This window comes from Variovorax sp. NFACC27 (genome assembly GCF_048301545.1).
Lineage (GTDB): Bacteria > Pseudomonadota > Gammaproteobacteria > Burkholderiales > Burkholderiaceae_C > Variovorax > Variovorax gossypii.
The window spans coordinates 1,348,777-1,370,886 of record NZ_CP157613.1; the positions used below are offsets into that span (position 1 = coordinate 1,348,777).

Sequence of the window (22,110 nt, forward strand, 5' to 3'; positions counted from 1 at the left end):
TTCCGCCAGCACTCCTGATCTTCGTGGCTGCGATGGCGCTGGTGGGCCTGGGCGCGCTCTGGACTTCGGTCGCGACCTTCGAGCTCTAGCGTCCTGCAAGAGCCCGCGCGCCGCAGTTACTTGAGCGCCGAAACGACCGCATCGAAGAACGGAACCGCCGGAATGCCGGTCGCCGTCGGGTTGGTCTGCGCTCCCCAGATGACGATCACGACCTTTTCCTTGCGGTTGATGTAGATCTGCTGGCCCATGATCCCGACCGCGAAGAATGCGCCGTCCACCGCGGACTGGCTGCTCTTGTTGGTGGGGATCCACCACATGTAGCCGTAGTCCGACGCGGTGCCGGTGCTCAGTACCTTGGGAGAGCCCGCGTCCGTGACCCATCCCGTGGGCAGCAGTTGCTGCCCGCCGGCAAAGCCGTCGTTCATGACGAACATGCCGAAGCGACCATAGTCGCGCAAGGTCGCGCTGATGCCGCCGGCCGCGAACTCGATGCCGTCCGGCGAGTCCAGCCACCAGTTGGCCTGTGCTTCCATGCCGAGCTTCGACCAGACCTTCTCTGACAGGTACTGCGCCAGCGGCTTCTTGACCGCGTTGTAGACGATCTCGCCGGCCACCCGCGCCTCACCGGTGCTGTAGTTGTACACGGAGCCCGGCGCGGCCACGCGAGGCAGCTTGCTCATGAGGTCCATGGCCGAACCCGGCTTCTGGCCGAGCTGTGCTTCCAGCAACTGACGGCGATCGGATGTGGGGTCGGTGTAGGTCTCGTTCCATTTCACGCCCGAGGCCATCATCAGCACATTGCGCACCGTGACGCCGTCATAGGCGGTCCCCGCCAACCGAGGCACGTACTTGACCACCTGGTCGTCGAGGCTGGCGATGTAGCCGTCCTTTACCGCCAGGCCGACCAGTGTCGACGTGATCGACTTGGCCACCGACATGGACATCCAGCGGGTCTTCTGCGTGTTGCCGTACTGGTAGGTTTCGTTGGCGATCTTGCCGTCCTTCAGGATCAGCAAGCCGGCCACGCGGTTGGCGGCCATGAAGTCGGCCATGCTGTAGGTCGCGCCGCCAGTCGAGAAGCTCAGCTGGGTCAACTGGGAGGCGGCCGCGGGCAGCGCGTAGGGCGTGCCGCCGGGCTCGATCGTCCGTGTCGGGAACAGCCGGTCGGTGTTGCGGTATGTGTTGACGGCGAGGTCTGGAGACAGGGCGCCGTCGTAGATCTGTCGGACCGTGCCGATGGGCTCCGAGGCATGCGGATAGCCGCTGCCGGTGCCCGGATTGCCGCCGCCACTGGCTGGGGGAGGTGCAACGACGATGGGAAGGATGGCACCGCCTCCACCTCCACCGCCGCCTCCACCACCTCCGCAGGCCGCCAGCAGCACAGCGGCTGCAATCAGCGAAACCGACAACGCGGCACGCACCGGGCGCACAACGACAAACACCCTCCGGACACCTTGATCCACGCGAATCTCCTCGTCTGTTTGTTGGTGATGGCACCTGCGCGCCATGGGCAAGGCATTGCACCTTGCCGCCGCGGATGATCGCACTCATGCGCTCAGGCACCAAACCTGCCGTCGGAATTCACGACGATGTTGTTACTCACCATTCCGCCAGTCTCTGAATAGAGTGACCTCACGGCGCCACTCGAAGCGCGCCAAGAGGAGCTGGCAATGTTCATCACCAGAAGCAGCGATAGCGGCAGCGGCAGCGCGACGAAGCCGCCTTCCGCCCGGGTCGCGCGTGCGCTCGAAATCCATCGAAGCGTGGCGGCGTGCAACGCGCACATCGCGCGCGGCAGCGACAGCCCACACGCACTCACCGCAGCACTGATGCTGCCTTGCTACAAGGTCGAATTCCGCAACCTCGTACTCGTATTGACCTCGGACGAAGAGCGCGAACTTAGGTACGCGCTCGATGCGCTTTGCGATTGCGCCGCATGAAGAAGAGAACCTTCGCGCCAATTTCCGGCGCTCGAGGTTTCATTCCGAATGCTTGCGCGGCTTGCGGAATTACAGAGTTGGATTGAACGGGATTCCACTCGTAGCGGCAAACATGCCGAGCGCCCAGACTCCGCTTCCCCGGCCGGGAAGTCATTTCATGGAAGTCATTTCTCTTGAAAGGAGTTGGCAATGGCGGAAAAGCAGAAATTCACCATCCTCTCGTTCGTTGGCGGTGGCATACGGGGCCTGATGTCGGTCACCATCCTGAACAAGCTGTACACGAAGTACCCGCAGATCATCGACAACACCGACCTCATCGCGGGGTGCTCGACGGGCTCGATCATCACCAGCGAACTGCTCGCGGGAACGAAGCCGCAGGACCTCATCACCTTCTTCACCACGAAGGAGATCGACTTCTACAACAGGATGAACTCGGACCCGAACGTGCCCGCGTACTCGATCGACGAGGTCTTTGCCTCGCAGCTCAAGTTGCACCCCACGGCGAAGGTGTCCGACCTCGGGCGCTGCGCGCTGTTCGTATCGTTCAACGTCGGCGGTGCCGCGCTGAAGGACGGTGTGAAAACGCCGACGCCGTGGGAGCCGGTCATGTACACGAACATGATCGCGGACCACGGCGACGTGCTGGTCGCGAAGGCTGCCACGTCCAGCGGCGCGATGCCGGGGCAACTGGGCTCGTACGAAGGCAACATCGACGGCGCCTTCTTCAATCACGATCCGACGGTTGCCGCCATCGCGCTGGCCGTGAAGGCCGGGTACGCGCTGGAGGACATCACGGCCATCACCATCGGCACCGGCCTCATGTACGACTGGATCGCGAGCGACACCCACAACTGGGGCGCCAACCAGTGGATGACCGGTACGCCCAATCCGTTCAACGTCACGCCGCCCTTTCTCATGAACCAGTCCACGCCCGGGCCGGTGCTCGACGCGAGCCTCAGCGGCACGTCGGCCCAGATCATGCCCATGCTCGCCGGATTCCTGCTGGGCGACCGCTACGCGAACATCAACCCGACGCTGCCGTTCTTCATTCCGGAGAACACCACCTACCCGCAGGCCATCGATCTGCTGCAGGCCAAGGGCAAGTCGGCCGACACCGCGAAGGCCGAGGCGCTGCTCCAGGCCTACTGGGTGAACCACTCGCTCGGTCCCGTCACGCCCCCCGCAAACGCCTCCGCCAATCGCGCGTGAGCGGCACCCCCGAACGCATTCCTGAAACAGGAGGAACGATGTCGATCACTGAAGAGAACACTGCCGAAGCAGTCGCCGGCGTCCTGGACTCGCAGGACCTCGGCCCGCATGTCATCCAGCAATTGCTGCCCACCCGCTACGTGCTCGATGTGGACGGCGGCAGCACGAAAGAAGGCACCGCGGTCATCTCATGGACGCGCAAGTCGGACAAGGGCAGCACCAACCAGCAATGGATGTTCGTTCCCGCCGGAGGGAACAACCCGGGATGGTGGTATCTGCAGACGAACATGGGCACGGGCCTCGTGATGACCGTGGTACCCAAAGGCATTGTCCCGGTGCCTCCACCCACACCCATCGTGATGATGAAGAGGGGTGCTGTTGCCGACAGCAGCCTGCAGCTCTGGTGCCTGCTGCCCACCGAGAAACTCGGCTACTGGTACATCCAGAACAAGAGCGGTGCGAGCAACTCGGCGACGCCGATGATCCTCACGCTCGACGGCGACAAGACCGCTGCGCGTGCAGTGCTTGGCGCCATCAGCTTCACCGGGTTTGAAACCCAGGCCTGGGGGTTTGCACCGGCGTAGTCGCAGCAGCACGCAGAGCAGTCAGTCCCAGGCCGGCGACAGACCGGCCGGGTCCGTCAGGCGCTCATTGCGGTCGAGCGCTTCGATCTGCGCCATATCGGCGTCCGTCAGCTTCAACTGCAGCGCCTTCAGGTTGCCCTCGAGGTTCGCGCGCTTGGTGGACGACGGAATCACCGCGTAGCCCAGCTGCATCGCCCAGGCCAGCACCACCTGCGCGGTGGTTGCGCCGTGCGCCTTGGCAATCGCCTCGATCACCGGGTCGTTGATGACCTTGCCGTAGGCCAGCGTCATGTAGGACGTGATGTGGATGCCGGCGCTCTTCGCGAATTCAGCCACCTTGTGGTTCTGCAGGTAGGGGTGCAGCTCGATCTGGTTGGTGGCGATGTTCTGAGCGCCCACGGCCGCGATGGCTTCCTTCATCAGCGCGATGTTGAAGTTCGACACGCCGATGTGCTTGGTGAGCCCCTGCGCCCTGGCTTCAGCCAGCGCGCCCATGAACTCGGCCACCGGCACCGCGTTGCCGGGCGAGGGCCAGTGGATCAGCGTCAGGTCCACATGGTCGGTGCGCAGCTTCGCGAGGCTGTCCTTCAGGCTGGGCACCAGCTTGCTCTTGGCGTAGTTGTCGGTCCAGATCTTGGTGGTGATGAAGAGGCTCTCGCGGGCCACGCCGCTTTCGGCAATCGCCTGGCCCACCTCGGCCTCGTTGCCGTAGATCTGCGCCGTGTCGATGGTGCGGTAGCCCACGTCGAGGCCGTTCTTCACCGAGTCGATGACCACCTGGCCCTTCAGGCGGAAGGTGCCGAGGCCGAAGGCAGGAATGGGGTTCTTCGTGACGTTCGTGTTCATGGTGTTGTCCTTGTGCGTTGAAAAGAGAGAAGAAGAAAGAGAAAAGAGGAGCGGGACGTTCAGTGCCCGACCGGCACCGGCCCCGAAGCCCGCACCGGAATGCCGGCACGGCGGTCGAGCGTTCCGCTCCATTGCGTGAGGGCCAGCGACACCAGCACAACGAGTGCGCCAATCCACGGCGTGTGCATCAGCCCCAGGTGCGTCACGATCAGCCCGCCGGCCCACGCCGCGCCGGCAATGCCCAGGTTGAAGGCCGCGATGTTCAGGCCCGAGGCCACGTCCACCGCCTGCGGCGTGAAGCGCTCGGCCTGCTTCACCACGTACACCTGCAGCCCCGGCACGTTGCCGAAAGCCACCGCGCCCCACATCAGCACCGCGAGCAGGGCCAGCCACTTGTGCGGCGCCGCGAAGTTGAAAAGCAGCAGCACCGCGGACAGCAGCGCGAAGATGATCTTCAGCGCCGGAATCGGGCCCTTGCGGTCGGCCAGCTTGCCGCCCCAGATGTTGCCCACCGCCACCGACACGCCGTAAACCAGCATCACCCAGCCCACGGCGCCAGCGCTGAAGCCCGACACTTCGGTGAGGATCGGCGCGAGGAACGTGAACGGAATGAACGAGCCGCCATAGCCGATGGCCGTCTTCGCATACACCAGCAGCAGGCGCGGCTCGGCCAGCACCTTGGCCTGCTGCGCCAGCGAGGCCGGCGGCGTGTGGCGGATGTTGCCGGGCACGAATACACAGCTGCCGATGAAGGCGATAACGCCCAGCGCAGATACGGCCAGGAAAGTCTCGCGCCAGCCGAAGTGCTGCCCGATGAACGTGCCCAGCGGCACGCCCGTGACCAGCGCCACCGTGAGGCCCGTGAACATGATCGCGATGGCGCTCGCCGCCTTTTCCTTCGGCACCAGGCCGGTGGCGATCGTCGAGCCGATGGAGAAGAACACCCCGTGCGCCAGCCCCGTGAGCACGCGGGCGGCAATCAGCGATTCATAGCTCGGCGCCCGCCACGCCAGCAGATTGCCGAGCGTGAACAGCGCCATCAGCCCGAGCAGCAGCGCCTTGCGCGGCAGCTTGCCCGTGAGCGCGGTGAGCACCGGCGCGCCGATGGCGACGCCCAGTGCATAGAGGCTGACCAGCAGGCCGGCGGAGGGGAGGCCGATGTGGAGGTCGGCAGCGACTGTGGGGATGAGGCCAACGATGACGAACTCTGTCGTTCCGATGGCGAAGGCGCTGAGGGTTAGCGCCAGTAGGGCGATGGGCATGAGGGCACTCCTTCTTAGATGAGGAGGAGTGTCTCGTGGTTATCTTTGCAGATTAATAGGAGATTTGGCAGAAGATAGTTGCGGAAAAATCAAATATTCTTATTTCCTGCTTATTTTTCAGACGCACTAAAAATAAGTCAAATGCTTTTACTTAGGTGCTGGTTATAGAAATAGCTAATGCAGCCAAGAGTGAATTCAATTAACTCCTGCCAATCCGCATCGGTGCACGAAACCATCTCATCAGGCCAGAATTGATGTGCAACTTGATTGCGTAATTGGTAGACCCTGTCTGCTATTTTTTCAACATATACCACACGCTCTTCCTCTGATGAGGTTTGAGGGGCAATGGTGATTGTTGAAAATGGAGAGCAGCCTACGGAGAGGGTGAGAAACGCCGAATAATTTACGGACGAATACTCTCGAAATAATTTCTTAATCGAATCACGCTCGATGCGGTTCCACCCCAGTTGTTTATGGCAATGGCGCGCGAAGTCGAGAATTTTTATTTCAATCTTCCCTCCGGCAAGTCTTAATTGTTCTAGCAAAGACGTCGCGCGAGGAAGAGTAAAGACAAACTCCAGTATGCGATAGATCTCTAGGAATGCATGCCTCAGCAGCGGGGTTGCCATCGCTTCAAATAAGTTCTCTTCAATAAGGCGATCCTTTTCCTGTAGAAAAATCTCACGGATAATTTCTAGAGAACGAGATGTGAGCTTGTTGCTTCCTTTGGATTTTGGGTCAAATGTGCAAATATAGTTTGCAACATATCTGCCGGGAGTTGGGTTCTTGAAAATTGAAGAATCGGTTAATCGCAGTACCGTTATATCTTCCAGCAATGGTTTGATAACGTCTAAATCAACGCCATCCTCTTCTGCAGGGGCAGCGATATATTCGTCTACAAGCTGAGGGTCGTTGTTTTTTACCTGTAGATTCAGTTGATTGGCTAAAAAAAGATATATGGATCCTGGAATTTCTATGGGTTGAATGGTGTTTTCACTTTGCTCTTTGAGATCGGTTAGATCTTCATCGGAAAGTGAGAGGGTCAGTGCTTGGCAATAACTGTCCTCATGCATAAATTCAAAAACTCGTGCATTGCTGGGTGATCGCCAAATATTTCCAGGGACAAGTTGTTTGAGAGATTCGATTTCTTCTTGTAGGTTGCTCGGGCTGCTCAATTTCCCAGACACAGGTTTTCCTGTCGGATCTAGAAATTTCCCAAGTAACGCATTGGAAAGCTCCCTCAGATTTTTCGTCATTTGTACGCTGACCAGCAAGGAGTTAGCGTCTGAAGATCTTCAGCATGAGCAAACATGTGTTCAAAAGCTCTGAAGAAAAATTCGCGTTCATATTCGCCAATTCGTCCAGATCGGGCAGATATTTTTTGATTGAGGGTTAGGTAATCAATGAAATCTGCCTTCGAAGATGCTTCGGCTATTTTGCTTGTTATGGTTAGCACGCTTTTGCGCAATGCTTCTAATTTTTCGGTAAGCTCGGAGAATTCAAACGGATAGCCCGGTTTGCCAAGGAGATACTGAGCCGCAGCAGCAGAGAAAGCAATGCTTGCAGGCGCACTGGTGAAGATATCTCGACCTTCTTTGAATCGAGTGCTCTCATCAATATATTCATGAGGAGTCGCTGTTGAAGCGAAACCCTCGTCTAGCGCGGCAAGTAGCTTCATCGTTTCAATGAACGCTGGAAGAGCCTGTTCATTTGAGGTTGCTTCAGTGGCTTCCATGCGAGCGAAATCCTCTGCAACTTTCTCTTTAATCTCGATGTGCGGCTTTCTTGAGGTAAATGCAAGAAAGAGTTCGACGATTCGTGTTGCCCGATATTGACCCGCACCGCTTCGCCGTTCCTTTTCATCGATATTGAATACGTCGATATTGGGGATCGCTTCTCCGATGACTACAAGGATTTGCTTGTATATGGTTTCAAGTTGCCGCTTTATATCCCATGGGACTTGGCCGGTATTAAGAACGAGCATGCGATAAACAAGGCTATCAATGCTCTTGGCGAGCCAAAAGTCAATTCGAATGGTTTTGTTGAATTTCCCGGACTCAGCTTCGCCTACTGCCGCGTCTAATGCGGTTGTTCTTTGCATTCCATCAATAATCGATAGTGCTGACCTGTCGATTGATTTTATTAGATTGGAAAAATCCTCATTGGAGGCGCACGCGAGCGCTTGATCGAATATTGCTGCTGGTACTACGGCACCTATTACGATAGGAGGGAGAATGGCACCTCTCTTGATGTCATCAATCATGCGTTTTCTGATGTTGATGCCAGTTTTTGTTTTTAATGGCGCCCGTTGCCCCGCGATCCCTCCGTTTTCTTTGTAGACATCATTGACAAGGGATAAATAATCCTTGACATCCAGATGTCCTAGGCCGGAGAGGCAATTTACACGTGTGTCTTCTAAAAAAATCGTGTCCATGAATTGCTTTCTATTTGAAAATATTGAGCATTGCTATCTTGTCAAACGGCCATCTCGACGGTTGCGTGGTCAACAGTTTGTCAACTGTAGCCGCCACTTGGTGCGCTTCGAGAAAAAAATGAAAACGAAGGACTGACGAGTCAACTCGCGTCGGCGCCAGTGTCCTCTTATGCCTTTGGTACATCATGGTTCAATGCTCCAACAGCGTGGCGCATTGTTGCCAACGCCGCGCCGATATACTGCTGCGCGTCGTGCTAGGTGGTGCGGCCGGGTTTGGAAGCCTGATGAAGCCCCTGCGAATCTTGGAGATCATTTCATGGCTGAATCCGCTCGCACCCGCGCGCAACCTCGCATTCCTTCCACCCCTCCCAAATCGGTGTCACTTGACCTCGACGACCTCGCCCTGCAAGCCTGCGACGACGCCGAAAACCTCAACGACGTGATGCGCGCCTACGCCGCGCTCAGGAAGCTTGTCGACACCAGCGCCCTGAACGACAGCGAGGAGCTCACCCCCAGCCGCACCGAACTGAGCGCCTTGCTCGGTGTGCTCAACGACGCACTGACGGCGCGCATCGACGCCATCAACCTCGCGGCAGGCGCGGTGCGCGAAGCGCTGCAAGTGCGCAAGCCGGGCCTCGCGTGAGGTAGCGGCGAAGAGGCGGTCAATCGACGAGTCAGCCCCACCACGCTGCCTTCGAGACAGATTGACCTCAGCCGCAAGACCATGACGCATGATGGCGGGCCACCCCGATAACCCCCGGTCATGCAACGAACCTTGATGCGCGCATTGGCGCTCTGCTGCGCTTGCACCGCCTTGATGGTGGCGGGCGCATGCACCTCGACGCTCGAGAGGCCGCCCGCTGCCGCGGATGCGGCCACCTATCCGGCCGCTTCGTGGCAGGCCATTCCCGCATCGTCCCTGAGCGATGCGTGTCGGCGCGACCTCGATGCGGCGCGTGGCTACCTGCATACGCTGGACTCCACCGCCCTCATGGCTGTGCAGGACGGCCGCGTGCTGTTCAGCTACGGCCCCGTGCAGACGGTCAGCATCGTGTTCTCCGCGCGCAAGAGCGTGTTGTCGATGATGTACGGCAAGTACGTGGCGAACGGCACGATCGATCTCGACCGCTCTCTTGCCGACCTGGGCATCGACGATATCGGCGGCCTGCTGCCGATCGAGCGCCAGGCGCGCGTGCGCGACCTGCTTTCGGCGCGTTCCGGTGTCTATCACGCAGCAGCCAACGGTGGCGACGATGCGTCCGCCGCACCGGCACGCGGGTCACAGAAGCCCGGAAGCTACTTCCTCTACAACAACTGGGACTTCAACGCGGCCGGCACGGTGTTCGAGCAGTTGACCGGACGCAGCATCTACCGGGCGTTCGCGGACGACCTCGCGACGCCTCTTGCACTCGAAGACTTCGACCTGGCCCGCCACAAGCGAAGCGGAAATGCCAGGCTGTCGCAGCACCTGGCCTACCCCTTCTACCTGTCCACGCGCGACATGGCGCGGCTGGGCTACCTGATGCTGAAAGAGGGCAACTGGCGCGGGCAGCAACTGATTCCGGCCGACTGGGTCAGGCAGATGACACAGCAGCGAACGCCCTCTACGGACATGCACCCGCCGCACACGGCTCGCCGGGGCTTCGGGTATGGCTACCTGTGGTGGCTGCTGGAAGAGCCTCCAGACTCGCCGCTGAGCGGCGCCTACATGGCCTGGGGCGTCCATGGCCAGTACATCCTCGTGATTCCGAAACGGCAGATGGTGGTTGCGCACAAGCGCGAGGTGCCGGTGGCGGGCAACTGGAATGTGAGCTGGGTCGCGCCGAAGGACTTTCTGCGCGCGGTCCGCATGATTGCGGATGCTCCTTGTCGCTGAGTGAGGCTGAGTGAGGGCTGAGGCGCCGGGCGTTTCGAATCACGGTGAAGCTTGGATGTGCACGGGCCCTTCGAAGTCGTTCCCCAGTGCGGCACCGGCGGCTGTGGCCGCTAAGCGCCGTGGATCGCCAGCATGACCCAGAAGGTCACCCACAGTGCGCCTGCTCCAAGCAGATACATCCCCAGCAGAAAAGCGGCCAGATAGCCGATTCGTTGCCAGATTCGAGGGGCGCTCGGAACGAGGCGCCAATAGATCCAGGCCGCCCATACAAAAAGGATCGTGGCGGTGATCGGAACGATGTTCTCGAAGAGTGGCTGGAACTTGCGCTGGTCCAGCGCCCCCACAGGCACGAACATGGCCGGCATCGCGAGGAACCATGCCAGCACGCTGAGTAGAAGACGTCCCCAGACCTTCATCATCGAATTGCGCCTCTCTTGAAGAAATGCTCCGGCACTGGTGTTTCTCGGCTCAGAGCTTGATATGGAGGCGTCGAGGTTGAGGGCATGCAGCCTGGGCAGCTTCAAACGCGCAACGCTCACTGCTGCTTGGGCGACGCGGTGGGGCCTTCAATCCACTTGCAGCATGAAAGTGTCTTGGCGCACGTTGGTTGAACTGTGGCTTGCAGACTGTCCAGGCGCTCGGGTCGTTTCGTCGGTGGGCTCTCTAGTTCATCGACATGGGTTTCCACTTCGAAAGGAGACCCGTTGCTGAGCGTCCTCAGAAGTCCGGCGACTTCCGCAAGTCGGCGATGTGCCTTTTCCGAAGAATCGGCATCGCCCTTGACTGCAAAAGCAAAGATGTCGGCGCGGTATATGCCGTGTGTCGCTCTGCTTGTGTCCTTCTGCTCGATGAACCAGTTTGTCAGAGAAATGATCTGTTCCGACCCGAGGTGCGTGCTTGTCGATGGGAACCGCACATCGCGCTGGAGCCCGGCGAAAGAGCAGGCCGTGGTCCATGCAGGCGCAAGCCCCAAGGCGAGAAGGATGATGGCGTGGAGATATTTCATGCTGCTGTGTCTTGATCAATGCCCAGGATGTATGCGGCGATGCTGTCTGCGTTCACCCTTGCCTTGGCTCGATTCCTTGCGTTCATGGCGTTCAGTTTCGAGATCATTGTTCCGTACCACTCGTCGTTGGAGCTGAATGTGTCATCGAAGTGAGTGATCTCATGGATCAGCGTCAGCAGCTTCGAATCACCGTTCATGACTTCACCTGTTTCGAAGTGGGTCTTGTTGTCCCACTCGAAGGTGCAAAAGGGCAGGGCAATTGCGATGGTATGAGTGGCAGTGTCCGGTTTGCATACTGCTGCGACGGTTCCTGCGGAACTCCCCATGACGCAGGTTGCAAGCCTTCCGCTCTCGGTGAAACGGACAAAATTCTTGGGTTCCAGGCCTTTCAGCGTGCGAACGCATCCAGCCAAGCCTTTGCGCAGATATTCACGCGTTTCGTGATCCGCGACGCCAAACCATGTCTTCACATGAGCTTGTGCTCTTTTGTCCCAGCGTTCGAGTTCGGGTAGTCGTTTCTTTGTGATGTAGTCGATCGCCGTATCGCGCAGCCTCATCATCAGGGCCGCGAACTCCTTGTTTGTCATGTTCGGACAGATGTTTTCGGTCTGTTCGGCCTCCGGCGGATGCGTGACACCCTCATCGACAATTTTCTTGAAGGCTGCCATTTCCAAACCAGAGGTGGTGTCCTCCGTAGGAGCCATGGTTGGCATGGTTCCACTCGCACGCCATGCCTCATCGTCATATTCCGCCGACTGCCGCAACCCGGAAAGCAGCGGCTGCGGCACTGGGCAGTGGCACACCACCACGTCCCCCTCCAGCGCTATCTCCGATATGAACTGCGGCCGCCGCGGCCCTCCTGCCTTCGCGATGATGCCGACGCTGTTGCATCCTTCGCAGTACGCCCTGCCACCGATCAGCGCGGGCCGATGCCCGAAGAAATCGACCATCGGGCCTTCGTAGGGCAGCACCCTCCCACCAGCGGCCGGTAGATCACCGACCAAGACAACTCTGCGCATCATCCTGAAACCTCCCTTGTTGAGTCGGGGAGTTGTAGAAGGATGCGCGTGTTGACACTGTGGACTAACGTCAACCGGCTACATATTTTTCACGCTGGCTGGAGTTTTTGAATTCGAAGATGCACCGCGTGCTGACGCGGTTCAAATCTTCCCTTCGAGCAGGTGGTGTTCGAGCTGGCCAGGATCGTCAGGCGGCCGCCCCGTCTGGCTGGCCCTCGCCACGATCTTTCATCTCCCCCAGCAGCCACTCCCGAAACGCCACGACCCGCGCGTCCTCGCTGCTCCCCTGCGGACACACCAGGTAGTACGCATACGGCTGCGCCATGCGCACGCCGATGTCGAACAGCCGCACCAGCCGCCCCTGCGCCAGGTCGCCCGCGATCATGTCCAGGTCGGCCAGCCCCACGGCGCTGCTTTCGAGCACGGCCTGCACCACGAAGCTCGAATCGGTAAAGCCCACGAAACGGCTGTCGTCGATGTCGTTGCCGTCCACGCCGGCCGCGGCCATCCACATGCGCCAGTCGGGCCAGGTCATGGTGTCGGTCTTCCAGTCGACATGGCAGAGCGTGAGGTTGTGGCGCAGCAGGTCGCGCGGCTCGTTCAGCGGCGGTCCGGTCTCGATGAGCCTGGGGCTGCACACGGGCACGATGAGGGTGTCGAACAGCCGGTCGGCGCGTGCGCCTTCATAGCTGCCGGTGCCGAAGCGGATGGCAATGTCGATGTCGTCGGCCTCGAAGTCGCGCAGCTCGTCGGTGATGTCGAAGCTCAGCTCCAGCCCCGGGTTGGCGGCCCTGAACTTCGGCAGCCTCGGCAGCAGCCAGTTGGTGGCAAAGCGCGCGCTCAGCGACACGCGCAGGTGCGCCGCGCTGCGCGTGAGCTTGCGCGCGCGGCCGGCGGCGCGGTGCAGGCTGTCGAGCGCGTCGGCGGTGGCCTCGAACATCACGGCGCCGGCGGGCGTGAGCTGGATGCTGCGGCTGGTGCGCGTGAAGAGCACCACGCCGAGCTGGTCTTCGATTTCCTTGATCTGGTAGCTCACGGCCGCGGGCGTCAGCCCCACCTCGTCGGCCGCGCGCGTGAAGTTCAGGTGCCGCGCGGCCGCCTCGAAGGTGCGCAGGGCGCGGGTGCCGGGGAGCATGCGGTTGCTGCTGTTGTTATTGGTAGTGCTGCTGTTGTTCGTCATCGGCGTGGATGCCATCGATCTTCAAGCTCCGTTTGACGGTTCGTTGAGAACTACTCGTTTCTCATCGCGGGGCGGGCGCGGGACGATCGGGCCAATCAAGAAACCATGGATTGATTGGAGCAATCGGATGTCTGCCAGCCTGAACCCGCGCGACGCGCGCCCTGACGATGAGGGCGCTGCTGTTGTTGTTGATGTTGTCGGTGTCGCCGCGACGGAGAGAAACAAGGACCCCCTGCATTGGCCCGCGCGCATGTGGATCGCGCTGCTCATCTTCAGCGGCGTGATTCTGCTCGATGGGCTCGACATCTCGATGATCGCGGTGGCAATCCCCGAGATCCAGCATGCCTTCGGCATCGGCGCGGCCACGGCGCAGTGGCTGGTCAGCGCGTACATCCTGGCCTTCGGCGGCTTCCTGCTGCTGGGCGGGCGCTGCGCCGACCTGTTCGGCCGCAGGCGCGTACTGGTGACGGGGCTGGCGGTGTTCGCGCTGGTGTCGGTGGGTGGCGCCTTCGCCACCGACGCGGGGCTGCTGATCGTCTCGCGTTTCGTCAAAGGCATGGCGGCGGGCTTCACCGGGCCGGCCGCGATGTCGCTGCTGACCACCACCTTTGCCGAAGGGCCGGCGCGCAACAAGGCCTTCGGCATCTTCAATCTGTTCGAGGCATCGGGGTACTCGTCGGGCCTGCTCATCGGCGGGCTGCTGGCGGCGCTCAACTGGCGCTACATCTTCGTGCTGCCGATTCCGGTCGCGATGCTGCTGTTGCTGGCCGCGCTGCGCTACCTGCCGCCCGATGCGCCGCGCGCGAAAGGAGCGCAGCGGCAGCGCCTCGACATCGGCGGCGCCGTCACGCTGGTGGCGGGCATGCTGCTGATGGTGTTCACCGTGGTGTCGGTGGAAGAGGCGGGCTGGTCGTCGCCGCGCACCGTCATCGGCTTCGTGGTGGCCGCGGCGCTGCTGGCGGCCTTCGTCGTCATCGAACGCACGGTGAAAGAGCCGCTGGTGCGGCTGGGCATCTTCCGCAACCGCGGACTGGTGGCCGCCAACATCAGCGCCGCGCTGCTGTACGGCGGCGCGATGGGCTTCCAGTTTCTGATCGCGCTGTACCTGCAGAACATCCAGGGCTGGAAGCCGTGGCAGATGGCGCTGGTGCTGCTGCCGGCGGGGCTGATGGTGGTGGTGATCGGCCCGAAGATCGGCGCGCTCATCAGCCGCTTCGGCGTGACGCGCGTGCTGATGGTCGGCCTGCTGGCATTCGTGCCGTGCTACCTGCTGATGCTGCGCATCGGGACCGAGCCTGACTTGTGGGGCGTGCTGCTGCCGGCCTCGGTGCTGTGGGGCCTGGGGTTCGCGCTGAGCATCTCGGCGCTGATGGTGGCGGGGACGAACGGCGTGGCCGACGATGAGCAGGGGCTGGCGGCCGGGCTGCTGAACAGTTCGCTGCAGGTGGGTGGGGCTTGCGGGTTGGCGGTGTTGACTGCGGCGATTGGGCCTGGGACGGAGTTGGGGATGCTTTATGCGGGGGTGTGGGTGATTCTTGGGTTCGCTGTGCTGACGTTGTTGGCGCAAGGGCTCAGGACGGGCTTCGGCAAGCGGTAGCGAGTCTTTGCCTTGGCGCGACGGGGGGGCTCATGCGGCGGGCCGTCGTTGCCGGGTTCGTGTCTCGCGGCGCGGCGCACGTTCGATCTGCGGCTTGTCCCTATGGCTCAAAGGTGAAATCACCCCCGCCACATCCAACCCCGTCTCCAGTGCGTAAACGCCCCAGCAGCGAGGAGCTGCTGCCGTCCGTCTACCCATCTACAACCAGGAGAACCCTCATGCACACCACCCGTCTCATCGCCGCGCTCGGCGTCGTTCCGGCCGCTGCCGTGCTCGTCACCGCATGCGGCTCGATGTCTTCAGGCTCCATGGCCCCCGCGTTCAACCAGTCGAGCCTGCCGCCGACGATCCAGGTGCCGGCCGGCAACAAGGTCGCCATGGAAACCGTGGGCAAGGGCGACATCACCTACGAGTGCCGCGACAAGGCCAATGCGCCCGGCCAGACCGAATGGGTGTTCGTCGGCCCCGACGCCAAGCTGTGGGACCGCGGCGGCAAGCAGGTCGGAAAGTATTACGGTCCGCCGGCCACCTGGGAGTCGAACGATGGCTCGAAGCTCACGGCCACGCAGCTGGCGGTGGCGCCTTCGGGGCCGACCAGCCTGCCGTTCCAGCTCGTCAAGGCGAACCCGGCCGTGGGCACCGGTGCGATGACGGGCGTGACCTACATCCAGCGTGTGGCATTGCAAGGCGGCGTGGCGCCGGCGAACGTGCCGTGCACGCCGGCCACCAAGGGCCAGAAACAGGTCGTGCAGTACCAGGCCGACTACATCTTCTGGAAGGCGTCCTGAGTGGAAAGGTGGTCAGGCCTGCGTGGCGCCGGTTTTCCTGCGGGCGACCACGGCTGAAACAGCACCGATCGCCCCCACCAGCAAGCACACCGCAAAGATCACCCCACGCGTCTGCGTCGCATCCGCGAACGCGCCGACGATCAGCCCGGCCAGCGGTTGCGTCAGGTTGTTCAGCAGCACGATCACGCCGGTGGTCTTGCCGTAGTCCTGCGCCGGAATGATCCGCTGGCGGTGGATGCGGATGTAGATGCTGAACATCTTGTCGAAGCCGATCACCAGCAGGAAGCCGGCCGCATAGCCCCAGTGGCTGGTGCTCGCGGCGGTGAGCAGGCCGCCGGCCAGTATCAGCGCGTAGGCGGTGACGCCCATGCGCTTGAGCGGGATCGACCCGCGAATGATCGCCAGCAGGATCGCGATGGTGGCGACGGCCCCGAGCGTCTGCAGTCCGGCGTAATAAGTGGCCGAGCGCTGGTGCAGGCCGGTGACCATCGCGGCGGCGGATGCCAGCGTGGTGCCGAGCATCAGGTTGACGCCGGAGGTGAGCATGGTCAGGCGCAGCAGTCCCGGCAGGCGCAGCACGTGGCCGAGGGCCGTGATGATGGGCTGCAGGAAGTGGCCCGGCGCGCCCTGCGGCGGTTGCAGCTGCACGGGGTTGCCACTGCGCCAGTACGAAGTGGCGACGTCGGCCAGCAGGAAGAAACCGGCGGCCGCGCCGACCACCGCCTGCCACGGCCACAGCGCGAACAGGGCCGCGGCCACCAGCGGGCCGAGCACGGTGCCGGTCTGTTCGGCGGTCTGCGCATAGGCCAGCACCTTGTCGAAGCCGTGCTGCGTGGCGATCTGCGGCAGCATCACTTCGCGGGCCATCACGCCCTGGGTGGTGAGCACGCCGCACACCGCCGAGAGGCCGACCAGCCAGCCGATGCCGCCCATCGCCTCGTTGGCCAGCACGCCGAGCACGCAGACCAGCGCGCGAAGAATCTGGCTGCCGCGCAGCAGCTTCAGCGGCGACACCCGGTCGCACAGCGCGCCGCAGACGGGAAAAGACAGAAAGCGCGGCAGCGTCTCGGCAGCGAAGGCGTAGCCGGACCACGCCACGTCCTGCGTCACCTGGAACACCACCAGCGGCACCAGGAACAGCAGGATCTGGTCGGCGAGCCGGGAGAGGAACAGCGAGAAAAGAAAGGCCGGGAACTTCATCGCGCCGTCATGTCCCGCGCAGACCCCGAGGGGAGAAGGGTGGAAGGCGCGGCGAGGGCGGGCATGCGCTGAAGATAATCGAAACATGATCGCGCTCGACTGCTACTACAGCCTCTCCTCCCCCTGGGCCTACCTCGGCGGCCCCCAACTTCAAGACATCGTGCGCCGCCACCACGTGCGGCTCACGCTCAAGCCCTACGACTTCCAGGCCGTGGTGCCGCAGACCGGCGGCATTCCGCTGAAGACGCGCCCCGAGCCGCGCCGCACGTACCACGCGCTCGAGCTCGCGCGCTGGAGCGACTACCTCGGCATGCCCATGAACCTCGAGCCCGCGCACTACCCGAAGGGCGCGCCCACCGATCCGAACTGGAACAAGTACCCGGGCTGGATGGTGATCGCCGCCCAGCTGCAGGGCCTCGACGCGCAACCGCTGTCGCACGCGCTGCTTCGCGCGCTGTGGGCCGAGGAGCGCGACACCTCGAAGGCCGAGGTGCGCATCGCCGTGGCCGACGAGAACGGCTACGACGGCGCCTCGCTGCAGGCGATGGAGCAGTCGGCCGAGGTGCTGGCGGTGTACCGCGCGAACAGCGCGGAGGCGGTGGAGGCGGGCGTGTTCGGCGCGCCGACCTTCATCCTGAATGGTGAGCGCTTCTGGGGACAGGACCGGCTCGCGTTTCTCGACCGGGCGCTGGACAAGTTGCGCGCGGCGGGCTGAGCGCCCTGCAAAGGCCGAGTCGATGATCGACCGTATCGTGTCGAAGCACGGAGAGGTCTTTGCCGTCATCGACTACAGGGCCGACGAAGACATCCCGTACTGTTTCTCCGCCCGGGTTCTCGAGAACCGGTTTCCGCAAGAGCTGGTCGCGCTCATCGATGAGTACAACGGCCTCGTCGACGACGGCGTGCTTTCGCTGCTCGACGATGTCGAAGAGCAGATCTACGCCTACGGGCTGAGGTTGATCGATCTCGACGAGAAGCTGTTCTGCATCCGTCTGGATGACGAGACTTCCATGTGGTTCTTTACGAGATATCCGACGGCTGGCGGTTTCGTGTCCGACTATCCGAGAGCATCCGGATAGGTCCAGAAGGCGTCGCCGCATCGACTCAGAAGGCCGACCGCGGCAGCAACGCCGGTATCAGCGTGCGGTTCATCCGCTCGCGCCACCAGCGCAGCGCCTGCCCCTGCGCGCCGGTCTTCCAGGCCAGCCAGAAGGCTTCGGGAGCGCGCGGTTCCTCGGTGGGCAGCTCGACCAGCGTGCCGCGCCTGAGCTCGTCGACGATGCAGGCGCGCGGCAGGAAGCCGTGGCCCAGTCCGGCCACCTGGCAGGCGATCTTCGCGGGCATCGACGGCACGGTGATGCGCGGCTGGCCGGCCAGCAGGCCGACGGTGCGTTCCGAGAGCGTGCGTGCGCTGTCGCCCACCACGATGGCGTTGCACTCCAGCAGGTCGCCGCGCTGCAGCGGCCGGCCCAGGCGCGTGAGCGGGTGCGTGGGCGCCACGCAGAAGGCGAAGTCGAGGCTGCCCACGGTCACGGCCTGGTAGCCGCCGCCGGCCGGGCCGTCGCCGGCGGCGATGACGATGTCGGCGCGGCCCTCGCGCAAAGCCTCCCAGCTGCCGGTGAGCGCCTCGCAGCCGATGCGCAGCCGCGTGCCGCAGCGCAGGTCTTCAAAAGCGCGGATGTCGCCGATGAGGGCCTGCGTGGGAATGAGCGAGTCGTGCACCAGGCGGATTTCCGACTCGTAGCCGGTGGCGATCTGGCGCATGCGCGATTCGAGGTCGCTCGCGGCACCGAGTAGCCAGCGGCCTTCCTTGAGCATTTCTTCCCCGGCGGCGGTGAGGCTCACGCGCGGACCGTTGCGCTCGAAGATCAGCATGCCGAGCTGCTCCTCCAGCTTGCCCACGGCATAGGAGATGGTGGAGGGCACCTTGTTCAGATGCGAGGCGGCTGCGGCGAAGGAGCCGTGGCGCGCGATGGCATCGACGATCTCGATGGCTTCCAGGCTGAGCTTGAGCATGCGATGGCCCGTGGAGGGTGGAAAATCTATGTTCGAAAAATTCGAACGTTGAATATGAAAAGTTTCGTCGATGACGGCCTCTGGGCCCACGATGATTCGTTCCATGCCAAGGAGATTTCTCTCCGGAAGCGATTGTGAATCAGATCGAACATTCAACCAACCCATAGGAGTTTTTCACATGTCCATCAAAGCCACCCCCACCGCCGGCGCCAAGCTGCTCACCCCCACCGACCACACGCTGGTGATGATCGACTTCCAGTCGCAGATGGCCTTCGCCACGCACTCCATCGACGCCGTGAACCTGCGCAACAACGCCGCGCTGGTGGCGCAGGCGGCGGCCGGTTTCGGCGTGTCGACCATCCTCACGACGGTGGCCGAGAAGAGCTTCTCGGGCCCGATGTTCAGCGAGATCACCGACGCCTTCCCGGGCCAGAAGATGCTGGACCGCACCTCGATGAACACCTGGGAAGACGCCGCCGTGATCGAGCGCGTGAACCAGATCGGCAAGCCGCGCATCGTGCTGTCGGGCCTGTGGACCAGCGTGTGCATCGTCGGCCCGGCGCTGTCGGCGCTCGACCAGGGCTTCGAGGTGTACGTGATCGCCGATGCCTGCGGCGACGTGTCGACTGAGGCGCACAACCGCGCGATGGAACGCATGGTGCAGGCCGGCGCGCAGCCGATGACCTCGCTGCAATACCTGCTCGAGCTGCAGCGCGACTGGGCCCGCGGCGAGACCTACGAGCTGACCACCGGCATCGCGAAGAAGGTGGGCGGCGCCTACGGCCTGGGCGTGACCTACGCCAAGACCATGTTCGGCGCGCACGAGGGTTGATCGACAACACCGAGGCCGACGAGATCATGAAGCCCTATGTCCTGTCGCTCGCGCTTGGCCTCCTGGTCGGCGTGATCTACGCACTCTTCCAGGTGCGCTCGCCGGCGCCGCCGGTCATCGCCCTGGTGGGGCTTCTCGGGATCCTGCTCGGCGAGCAGATCCCGCCGCTCATCAAGAGCGTGATCAAGCCCGACGCGGTGGCCACCTCGTGGCTGCACCACCAGGTCAAGCCGCATGTGTTCGGCGAACTGCCGAAGTGCGCCCAACCCGCGGCGGCGAGCACCGCCGAGGCCCCGTCCTCCGGAAGGCGCGACGCATGAACCCGACCGCAGACCCCAGCCGCCGGCGCCTCCTCGGAGCGCTCGGCGCCACCCTCGCAGCCCCCGGCCTCGCGGTCGCCTCTTTCTCCGACACCATGACCACCAATACCGCAACCCCAGACCTGATCCTGCACAACGGCCGCTTCACCACGCTGGACCGCGCCAACCCGGTGGCCGACGCCGTGGCCATCAAGGACAGTCGCTTCACCCGTGTCGGCCGCGCCGAGGACGTGCTGCCGCTGGCCGGCGGCGCCACCCGCGTGATCGACCTGCAGGGCAAGCGCGTGCTGCCGGGGCTGATCGACAACCACCTGCACATCATCCGCGGCGGCCTGAACTTCAACATGGAGCTGCGCTGGGACGGTGTGCGCAGCCTGGCCGATGCCATGAGCATGCTCAAGCGGCAGGTGGCGATCACGCCGGCGCCGCAGTGGGTGCGCGTGGTGGGCGGCTTCACCGAGCACCAGTTCGTGGAAAAGCGCCTGCCGACCATCGAGGAGCTGAACGCGGTGGCGCCAGACACGCCGGTGTTCATCCTGCACCTGTACGACCGCGCGCTGCTCAACGGCGCCGCGATGCGCGCCGTGGGCTACACCAAGGACACGCCCGCGCCTCCCGGCGGTGAGATCGTGCGCGACAGCGCCGGCAACCCCACGGGCCTGCTGCTGGCCAAGCCCAACGCGGCTATCCTCTACGCCACGCTGGCCAAGGGCCCGAAGCTGCCCTTCGACTACCAGCTCAATTCCACGCGCCACTTCATGCGCGAGCTCAACCGCCTGGGCGTGACCGGCGCCATCGACGCGGGCGGCGGCAACCAGAACTACCCCGACGACTACGAAGTGATCCAGAAGCTCGCCGACGACGGCCAGCTCACGATCCGCCTGGCCTACAACCTGTTCACGCAGAAGCCGAAGCAGGAAAAGGAAGACTTCCTGAACTGGACCGCCAACTCCAAGTACAAGCAGGGTGACGACTACTTCCGCCACAACGGCGCCGGCGAGATGCTGGTGTTCTCGGCCGCCGACTTCGAGGACTTCCGCCAGCCGCGCCCCGAGATGGCGCCCGAGATGGAAGGCGACCTCGAAGGCGTGGTGCGCATCCTGGCGCAGAACCGCTGGCCCTGGCGCATGCATGCCACCTACGACGAGACCATCAGCCGTTCGCTCGACGTGTTCGAGAAGGTCAACAAAGATACGCCGCTGGCCGGCCTGAACTGGTTCTTCGACCATGCCGAGACCATTTCCGAGAAGTCGATGGACCGCATCGCCGCGCTGGGCGGCGGCGTGGCCGTGCAGCACCGCATGGCCTACCAGGGTGAATACTTCGTGGAGCGCTACGGCGCCGCCGCGGCCGAGGCCACGCCGCCGGTCAAGCGCATGCTGGAGCGCGGCCTGAAGGTCTCGGCCGGCACCGACGCGACGCGGGTGGCCTCGTACAACCCGTGGGTGTCGCTGTCGTGGCTGGTCACGGGCAAGACGGTGGGCGGCCTGCAGATCACGCCGCAGCGCAACCTGCTCGACCGCGAACAGGCGCTGCGCATGTGGACCGAGAACGTCACCTGGTTCTCGAACGAGGAGGGCAAGAAGGGCCGCATCCAGGCCGGCCAGCTCGCCGACCTGGTGGTGCCCGACCGCGATTTCTTCGCCTGCCCCGAATCGGACATCGCCGACACGACCGCGCTGCTGACGATGGTGGGCGGCAAGGTGGTCTACGGCGCCGGCGTCTTCGCCTCGCACGACGAAGGCTCGGTGCCGCCGGCCATGCCCGACTGGTCGCCCGCGCGCACCTTCGGCGGCTATGCCGGCTGGGCCGACAAGAAGGAAGGAGCGCCGCTGCAGAAGGTGATGCGCAATGCGGCCATGTCCTGCGGCTGCGCCAACAACTGCAACGTGCACGGCCACAGCCACGCCACGGCCTGGAGCAGCAAGCTGCCCGTCGGCGACCTGAAGAGCTTCTGGGGCGCGCTCGGCTGCGCATGCTGGGCGGTGTGAGGAAGATGAC

Annotated in this window: 23 protein-coding genes; 12 read left to right on the plus strand and 11 right to left on the minus strand. The window is 63.0% G+C overall.

The annotated features are described in order from the left end of the window. Positions 1 to 116 precede the first annotated feature (116 nt). The gene (locus ABL840_RS06325) at positions 117 to 1,442 is read right to left on the minus strand and encodes a serine hydrolase domain-containing protein (protein WP_418116218.1); all 1,326 of its coding nucleotides are present in this window, start codon (positions 1,440 to 1,442) and stop codon (positions 117 to 119) included. 228 nt (positions 1,443 to 1,670) lie between these two features. On the opposite strand from ABL840_RS06325, the gene ABL840_RS06330 reads away from it, so the two are divergent. The 3 genes from ABL840_RS06330 to ABL840_RS06340 all read left to right on the plus strand — a co-directional run bounded on the left by ABL840_RS06330 (position 1,671) and on the right by ABL840_RS06340 (position 3,733). Beyond that, positions 1,671 to 1,940, plus strand: a complete 270-nt coding sequence (locus ABL840_RS06330) for a hypothetical protein (RefSeq protein WP_093299669.1) — start codon at positions 1,671 to 1,673, stop codon at positions 1,938 to 1,940. Between the two features lie 189 nt (positions 1,941 to 2,129). Continuing rightward, a complete protein-coding gene (locus tag ABL840_RS06335; RefSeq protein ID WP_093299671.1) occupies positions 2,130 to 3,149 on the plus strand; it encodes a patatin-like phospholipase family protein in 1,020 nt (339 codons plus the stop codon). 38 nt (positions 3,150 to 3,187) lie between these two features. Continuing rightward, a complete protein-coding gene (locus ABL840_RS06340) occupies positions 3,188 to 3,733 on the plus strand; it encodes an RICIN domain-containing protein (RefSeq protein ID WP_093299674.1) in 546 nt (181 codons plus the stop codon). 21 nt (positions 3,734 to 3,754) lie between these two features. Here the strand turns inward: ABL840_RS06340 and dkgB are convergent, their stop codons facing one another. From dkgB to ABL840_RS06360, 4 genes are all read right to left on the minus strand, one after another. Beyond that, on the minus strand, positions 3,755 to 4,579 hold the full coding sequence (gene dkgB, locus ABL840_RS06345; protein WP_093299676.1) for a 2,5-didehydrogluconate reductase DkgB: 825 nt from the start codon (positions 4,577 to 4,579) through the stop codon (positions 3,755 to 3,757). A gap of 59 nt (positions 4,580 to 4,638) precedes the next feature. Beyond that, the gene (locus ABL840_RS06350; protein WP_093299678.1) at positions 4,639 to 5,841 is read right to left on the minus strand and encodes an MFS transporter; all 1,203 of its coding nucleotides are present in this window, start codon (positions 5,839 to 5,841) and stop codon (positions 4,639 to 4,641) included. A 137-nt stretch (positions 5,842 to 5,978) separates the two neighbouring features. Further along, the gene (locus tag ABL840_RS06355) at positions 5,979 to 7,115 is read right to left on the minus strand and encodes a hypothetical protein (protein WP_143123834.1); all 1,137 of its coding nucleotides are present in this window, start codon (positions 7,113 to 7,115) and stop codon (positions 5,979 to 5,981) included. Continuing rightward, positions 7,094 to 8,275 carry a hypothetical protein gene (locus ABL840_RS06360; RefSeq protein WP_418116219.1) on the minus strand — a complete coding sequence of 394 codons (1,182 nt, stop codon included), beginning with the start codon at positions 8,273 to 8,275 and terminating at the stop codon, positions 7,094 to 7,096. The genes ABL840_RS06355 and ABL840_RS06360 overlap by 22 nt, the downstream gene beginning before the upstream one ends. Before the next feature lie 376 nt (positions 8,276 to 8,651). Between ABL840_RS06360 and ABL840_RS06365 the strand changes: the two genes are divergently transcribed. Together ABL840_RS06365 and ABL840_RS06370 are read left to right on the plus strand one after the other, a co-directional pair. Continuing rightward, on the plus strand, positions 8,652 to 8,918 hold the full coding sequence (locus tag ABL840_RS06365) for a hypothetical protein (RefSeq protein ID WP_418116220.1): 267 nt from the start codon (positions 8,652 to 8,654) through the stop codon (positions 8,916 to 8,918). A gap of 120 nt (positions 8,919 to 9,038) precedes the next feature. After that, entirely contained in the window at positions 9,039 to 10,151 is a 1,113-nt protein-coding gene (locus ABL840_RS06370) for a serine hydrolase domain-containing protein (protein WP_093299683.1), read from the plus strand. Between the two features lie 110 nt (positions 10,152 to 10,261). Here ABL840_RS06370 and ABL840_RS06375 read toward each other — a convergent pair whose 3' ends face one another. From ABL840_RS06375 to ABL840_RS06390, 4 genes are all read right to left on the minus strand, one after another. Next, on the minus strand, positions 10,262 to 10,570 hold the full coding sequence (locus ABL840_RS06375) for a hypothetical protein (protein ID WP_093299686.1): 309 nt from the start codon (positions 10,568 to 10,570) through the stop codon (positions 10,262 to 10,264). A 116-nt stretch (positions 10,571 to 10,686) separates the two neighbouring features. Further along, complete coding sequence (locus ABL840_RS06380) at positions 10,687 to 11,157, minus strand: hypothetical protein (protein ID WP_093299689.1); 471 nt, start codon at positions 11,155 to 11,157, stop codon at positions 10,687 to 10,689. Continuing rightward, a complete protein-coding gene (locus ABL840_RS06385; RefSeq protein ID WP_093299692.1) occupies positions 11,154 to 12,179 on the minus strand; it encodes a M35 family metallo-endopeptidase in 1,026 nt (341 codons plus the stop codon). The genes ABL840_RS06380 and ABL840_RS06385 overlap by 4 nt, the downstream gene beginning before the upstream one ends. Positions 12,180 to 12,363: 184 nt before the next feature. After that, complete coding sequence (locus tag ABL840_RS06390) at positions 12,364 to 13,311, minus strand: LysR substrate-binding domain-containing protein (protein ID WP_418116221.1); 948 nt, start codon at positions 13,309 to 13,311, stop codon at positions 12,364 to 12,366. On the opposite strand from ABL840_RS06390, the gene ABL840_RS06395 reads away from it, so the two are divergent. Both ABL840_RS06395 and ABL840_RS06400 read left to right on the plus strand, forming a co-directional pair. Continuing rightward, the gene (locus tag ABL840_RS06395; protein WP_418116222.1) at positions 13,310 to 14,953 is read left to right on the plus strand and encodes an MFS transporter; all 1,644 of its coding nucleotides are present in this window, start codon (positions 13,310 to 13,312) and stop codon (positions 14,951 to 14,953) included. The two genes, ABL840_RS06390 and ABL840_RS06395, sit on opposite strands and share 2 nt — an antisense overlap. Positions 14,954 to 15,171: 218 nt before the next feature. After that, a complete protein-coding gene (locus ABL840_RS06400) occupies positions 15,172 to 15,741 on the plus strand; it encodes a DUF3455 domain-containing protein (RefSeq protein WP_093197004.1) in 570 nt (189 codons plus the stop codon). 12 nt (positions 15,742 to 15,753) lie between these two features. Here the strand turns inward: ABL840_RS06400 and ABL840_RS06405 are convergent, their stop codons facing one another. After that, positions 15,754 to 16,941 (minus strand): MFS transporter, encoded by a 1,188-nt coding sequence (locus ABL840_RS06405; protein WP_093299697.1) that lies wholly within the window; start codon positions 16,939 to 16,941, stop codon positions 15,754 to 15,756. 85 nt (positions 16,942 to 17,026) lie between these two features. Here ABL840_RS06405 and ABL840_RS06410 point away from each other — a divergent pair, with 85 nt between their 5' ends. Next, on the plus strand, positions 17,027 to 17,656 hold the full coding sequence (locus tag ABL840_RS06410; RefSeq protein ID WP_093299700.1) for a 2-hydroxychromene-2-carboxylate isomerase: 630 nt from the start codon (positions 17,027 to 17,029) through the stop codon (positions 17,654 to 17,656). Between the two features lie 22 nt (positions 17,657 to 17,678). After that, entirely contained in the window at positions 17,679 to 18,020 is a 342-nt protein-coding gene (locus ABL840_RS06415) for a hypothetical protein (protein WP_093196999.1), read from the plus strand. A gap of 25 nt (positions 18,021 to 18,045) precedes the next feature. On the opposite strand, the gene ABL840_RS06420 is transcribed toward ABL840_RS06415, so the two are convergent. Continuing rightward, entirely contained in the window at positions 18,046 to 18,957 is a 912-nt protein-coding gene (locus tag ABL840_RS06420; RefSeq protein WP_093299703.1) for a LysR family transcriptional regulator, read from the minus strand. Positions 18,958 to 19,135: 178 nt separating this feature from the next. Between ABL840_RS06420 and ABL840_RS06425 the strand changes: the two genes are divergently transcribed. From ABL840_RS06425 to ABL840_RS06435, 3 genes are all read left to right on the plus strand, one after another. Continuing rightward, complete coding sequence (locus tag ABL840_RS06425) at positions 19,136 to 19,789, plus strand: hydrolase (protein WP_093299706.1); 654 nt, start codon at positions 19,136 to 19,138, stop codon at positions 19,787 to 19,789. A 26-nt stretch (positions 19,790 to 19,815) separates the two neighbouring features. Continuing rightward, positions 19,816 to 20,109 carry a DUF1427 family protein gene (locus ABL840_RS06430; protein WP_093299935.1) on the plus strand — a complete coding sequence of 98 codons (294 nt, stop codon included), beginning with the start codon at positions 19,816 to 19,818 and terminating at the stop codon, positions 20,107 to 20,109. Positions 20,110 to 20,204: 95 nt separating this feature from the next. Next, complete coding sequence (locus tag ABL840_RS06435; RefSeq protein WP_418116349.1) at positions 20,205 to 22,100, plus strand: amidohydrolase; 1,896 nt, start codon at positions 20,205 to 20,207, stop codon at positions 22,098 to 22,100. Positions 22,101 to 22,110 lie beyond the last annotated feature (10 nt).

Bases quoted from the DNA above. Each gene is read 5' to 3' on its own strand.
- ABL840_RS06330 (WP_093299669.1), top strand. From the start codon at position 1,671: ATGTTCATCACCAGAAGCAGCGATAGCGGCAGCGGCAGCGCGACGAAG.
- ABL840_RS06335 (WP_093299671.1), top strand. From the start codon at position 2,130: ATGGCGGAAAAGCAGAAATTCACCATCCTCTCGTTCGTTGGCGGTGGC.
- ABL840_RS06340 (WP_093299674.1), top strand. From the start codon at position 3,188: ATGTCGATCACTGAAGAGAACACTGCCGAAGCAGTCGCCGGCGTCCTG.
- dkgB (WP_093299676.1), bottom strand. From the start codon at position 4,579: ATGAACACGAACGTCACGAAGAACCCCATTCCTGCCTTCGGCCTCGGC.
- ABL840_RS06350 (WP_093299678.1), bottom strand. From the start codon at position 5,841: ATGCCCATCGCCCTACTGGCGCTAACCCTCAGCGCCTTCGCCATCGGA.
- ABL840_RS06360 (WP_418116219.1), bottom strand. From the start codon at position 8,275: ATGGACACGATTTTTTTAGAAGACACACGTGTAAATTGCCTCTCCGGC.
- ABL840_RS06370 (WP_093299683.1), top strand. From the start codon at position 9,039: ATGCAACGAACCTTGATGCGCGCATTGGCGCTCTGCTGCGCTTGCACC.
- ABL840_RS06375 (WP_093299686.1), bottom strand. From the start codon at position 10,570: ATGATGAAGGTCTGGGGACGTCTTCTACTCAGCGTGCTGGCATGGTTC.
- ABL840_RS06380 (WP_093299689.1), bottom strand. From the start codon at position 11,157: ATGAAATATCTCCACGCCATCATCCTTCTCGCCTTGGGGCTTGCGCCT.
- ABL840_RS06385 (WP_093299692.1), bottom strand. From the start codon at position 12,179: ATGATGCGCAGAGTTGTCTTGGTCGGTGATCTACCGGCCGCTGGTGGG.
- ABL840_RS06395 (WP_418116222.1), top strand. From the start codon at position 13,310: ATGCGGTTGCTGCTGTTGTTATTGGTAGTGCTGCTGTTGTTCGTCATC.
- ABL840_RS06390 (WP_418116221.1), bottom strand. From the start codon at position 13,311: ATGCTCCCCGGCACCCGCGCCCTGCGCACCTTCGAGGCGGCCGCGCGG.
- ABL840_RS06400 (WP_093197004.1), top strand. From the start codon at position 15,172: ATGCACACCACCCGTCTCATCGCCGCGCTCGGCGTCGTTCCGGCCGCT.
- ABL840_RS06405 (WP_093299697.1), bottom strand. From the start codon at position 16,941: ATGAAGTTCCCGGCCTTTCTTTTCTCGCTGTTCCTCTCCCGGCTCGCC.
- ABL840_RS06410 (WP_093299700.1), top strand. From the start codon at position 17,027: ATGATCGCGCTCGACTGCTACTACAGCCTCTCCTCCCCCTGGGCCTAC.
- ABL840_RS06415 (WP_093196999.1), top strand. From the start codon at position 17,679: ATGATCGACCGTATCGTGTCGAAGCACGGAGAGGTCTTTGCCGTCATC.
- ABL840_RS06420 (WP_093299703.1), bottom strand. From the start codon at position 18,957: ATGCTCAAGCTCAGCCTGGAAGCCATCGAGATCGTCGATGCCATCGCG.
- ABL840_RS06425 (WP_093299706.1), top strand. From the start codon at position 19,136: ATGTCCATCAAAGCCACCCCCACCGCCGGCGCCAAGCTGCTCACCCCC.
- ABL840_RS06430 (WP_093299935.1), top strand. From the start codon at position 19,816: ATGAAGCCCTATGTCCTGTCGCTCGCGCTTGGCCTCCTGGTCGGCGTG.
- ABL840_RS06435 (WP_418116349.1), top strand. From the start codon at position 20,205: ATGACCACCAATACCGCAACCCCAGACCTGATCCTGCACAACGGCCGC.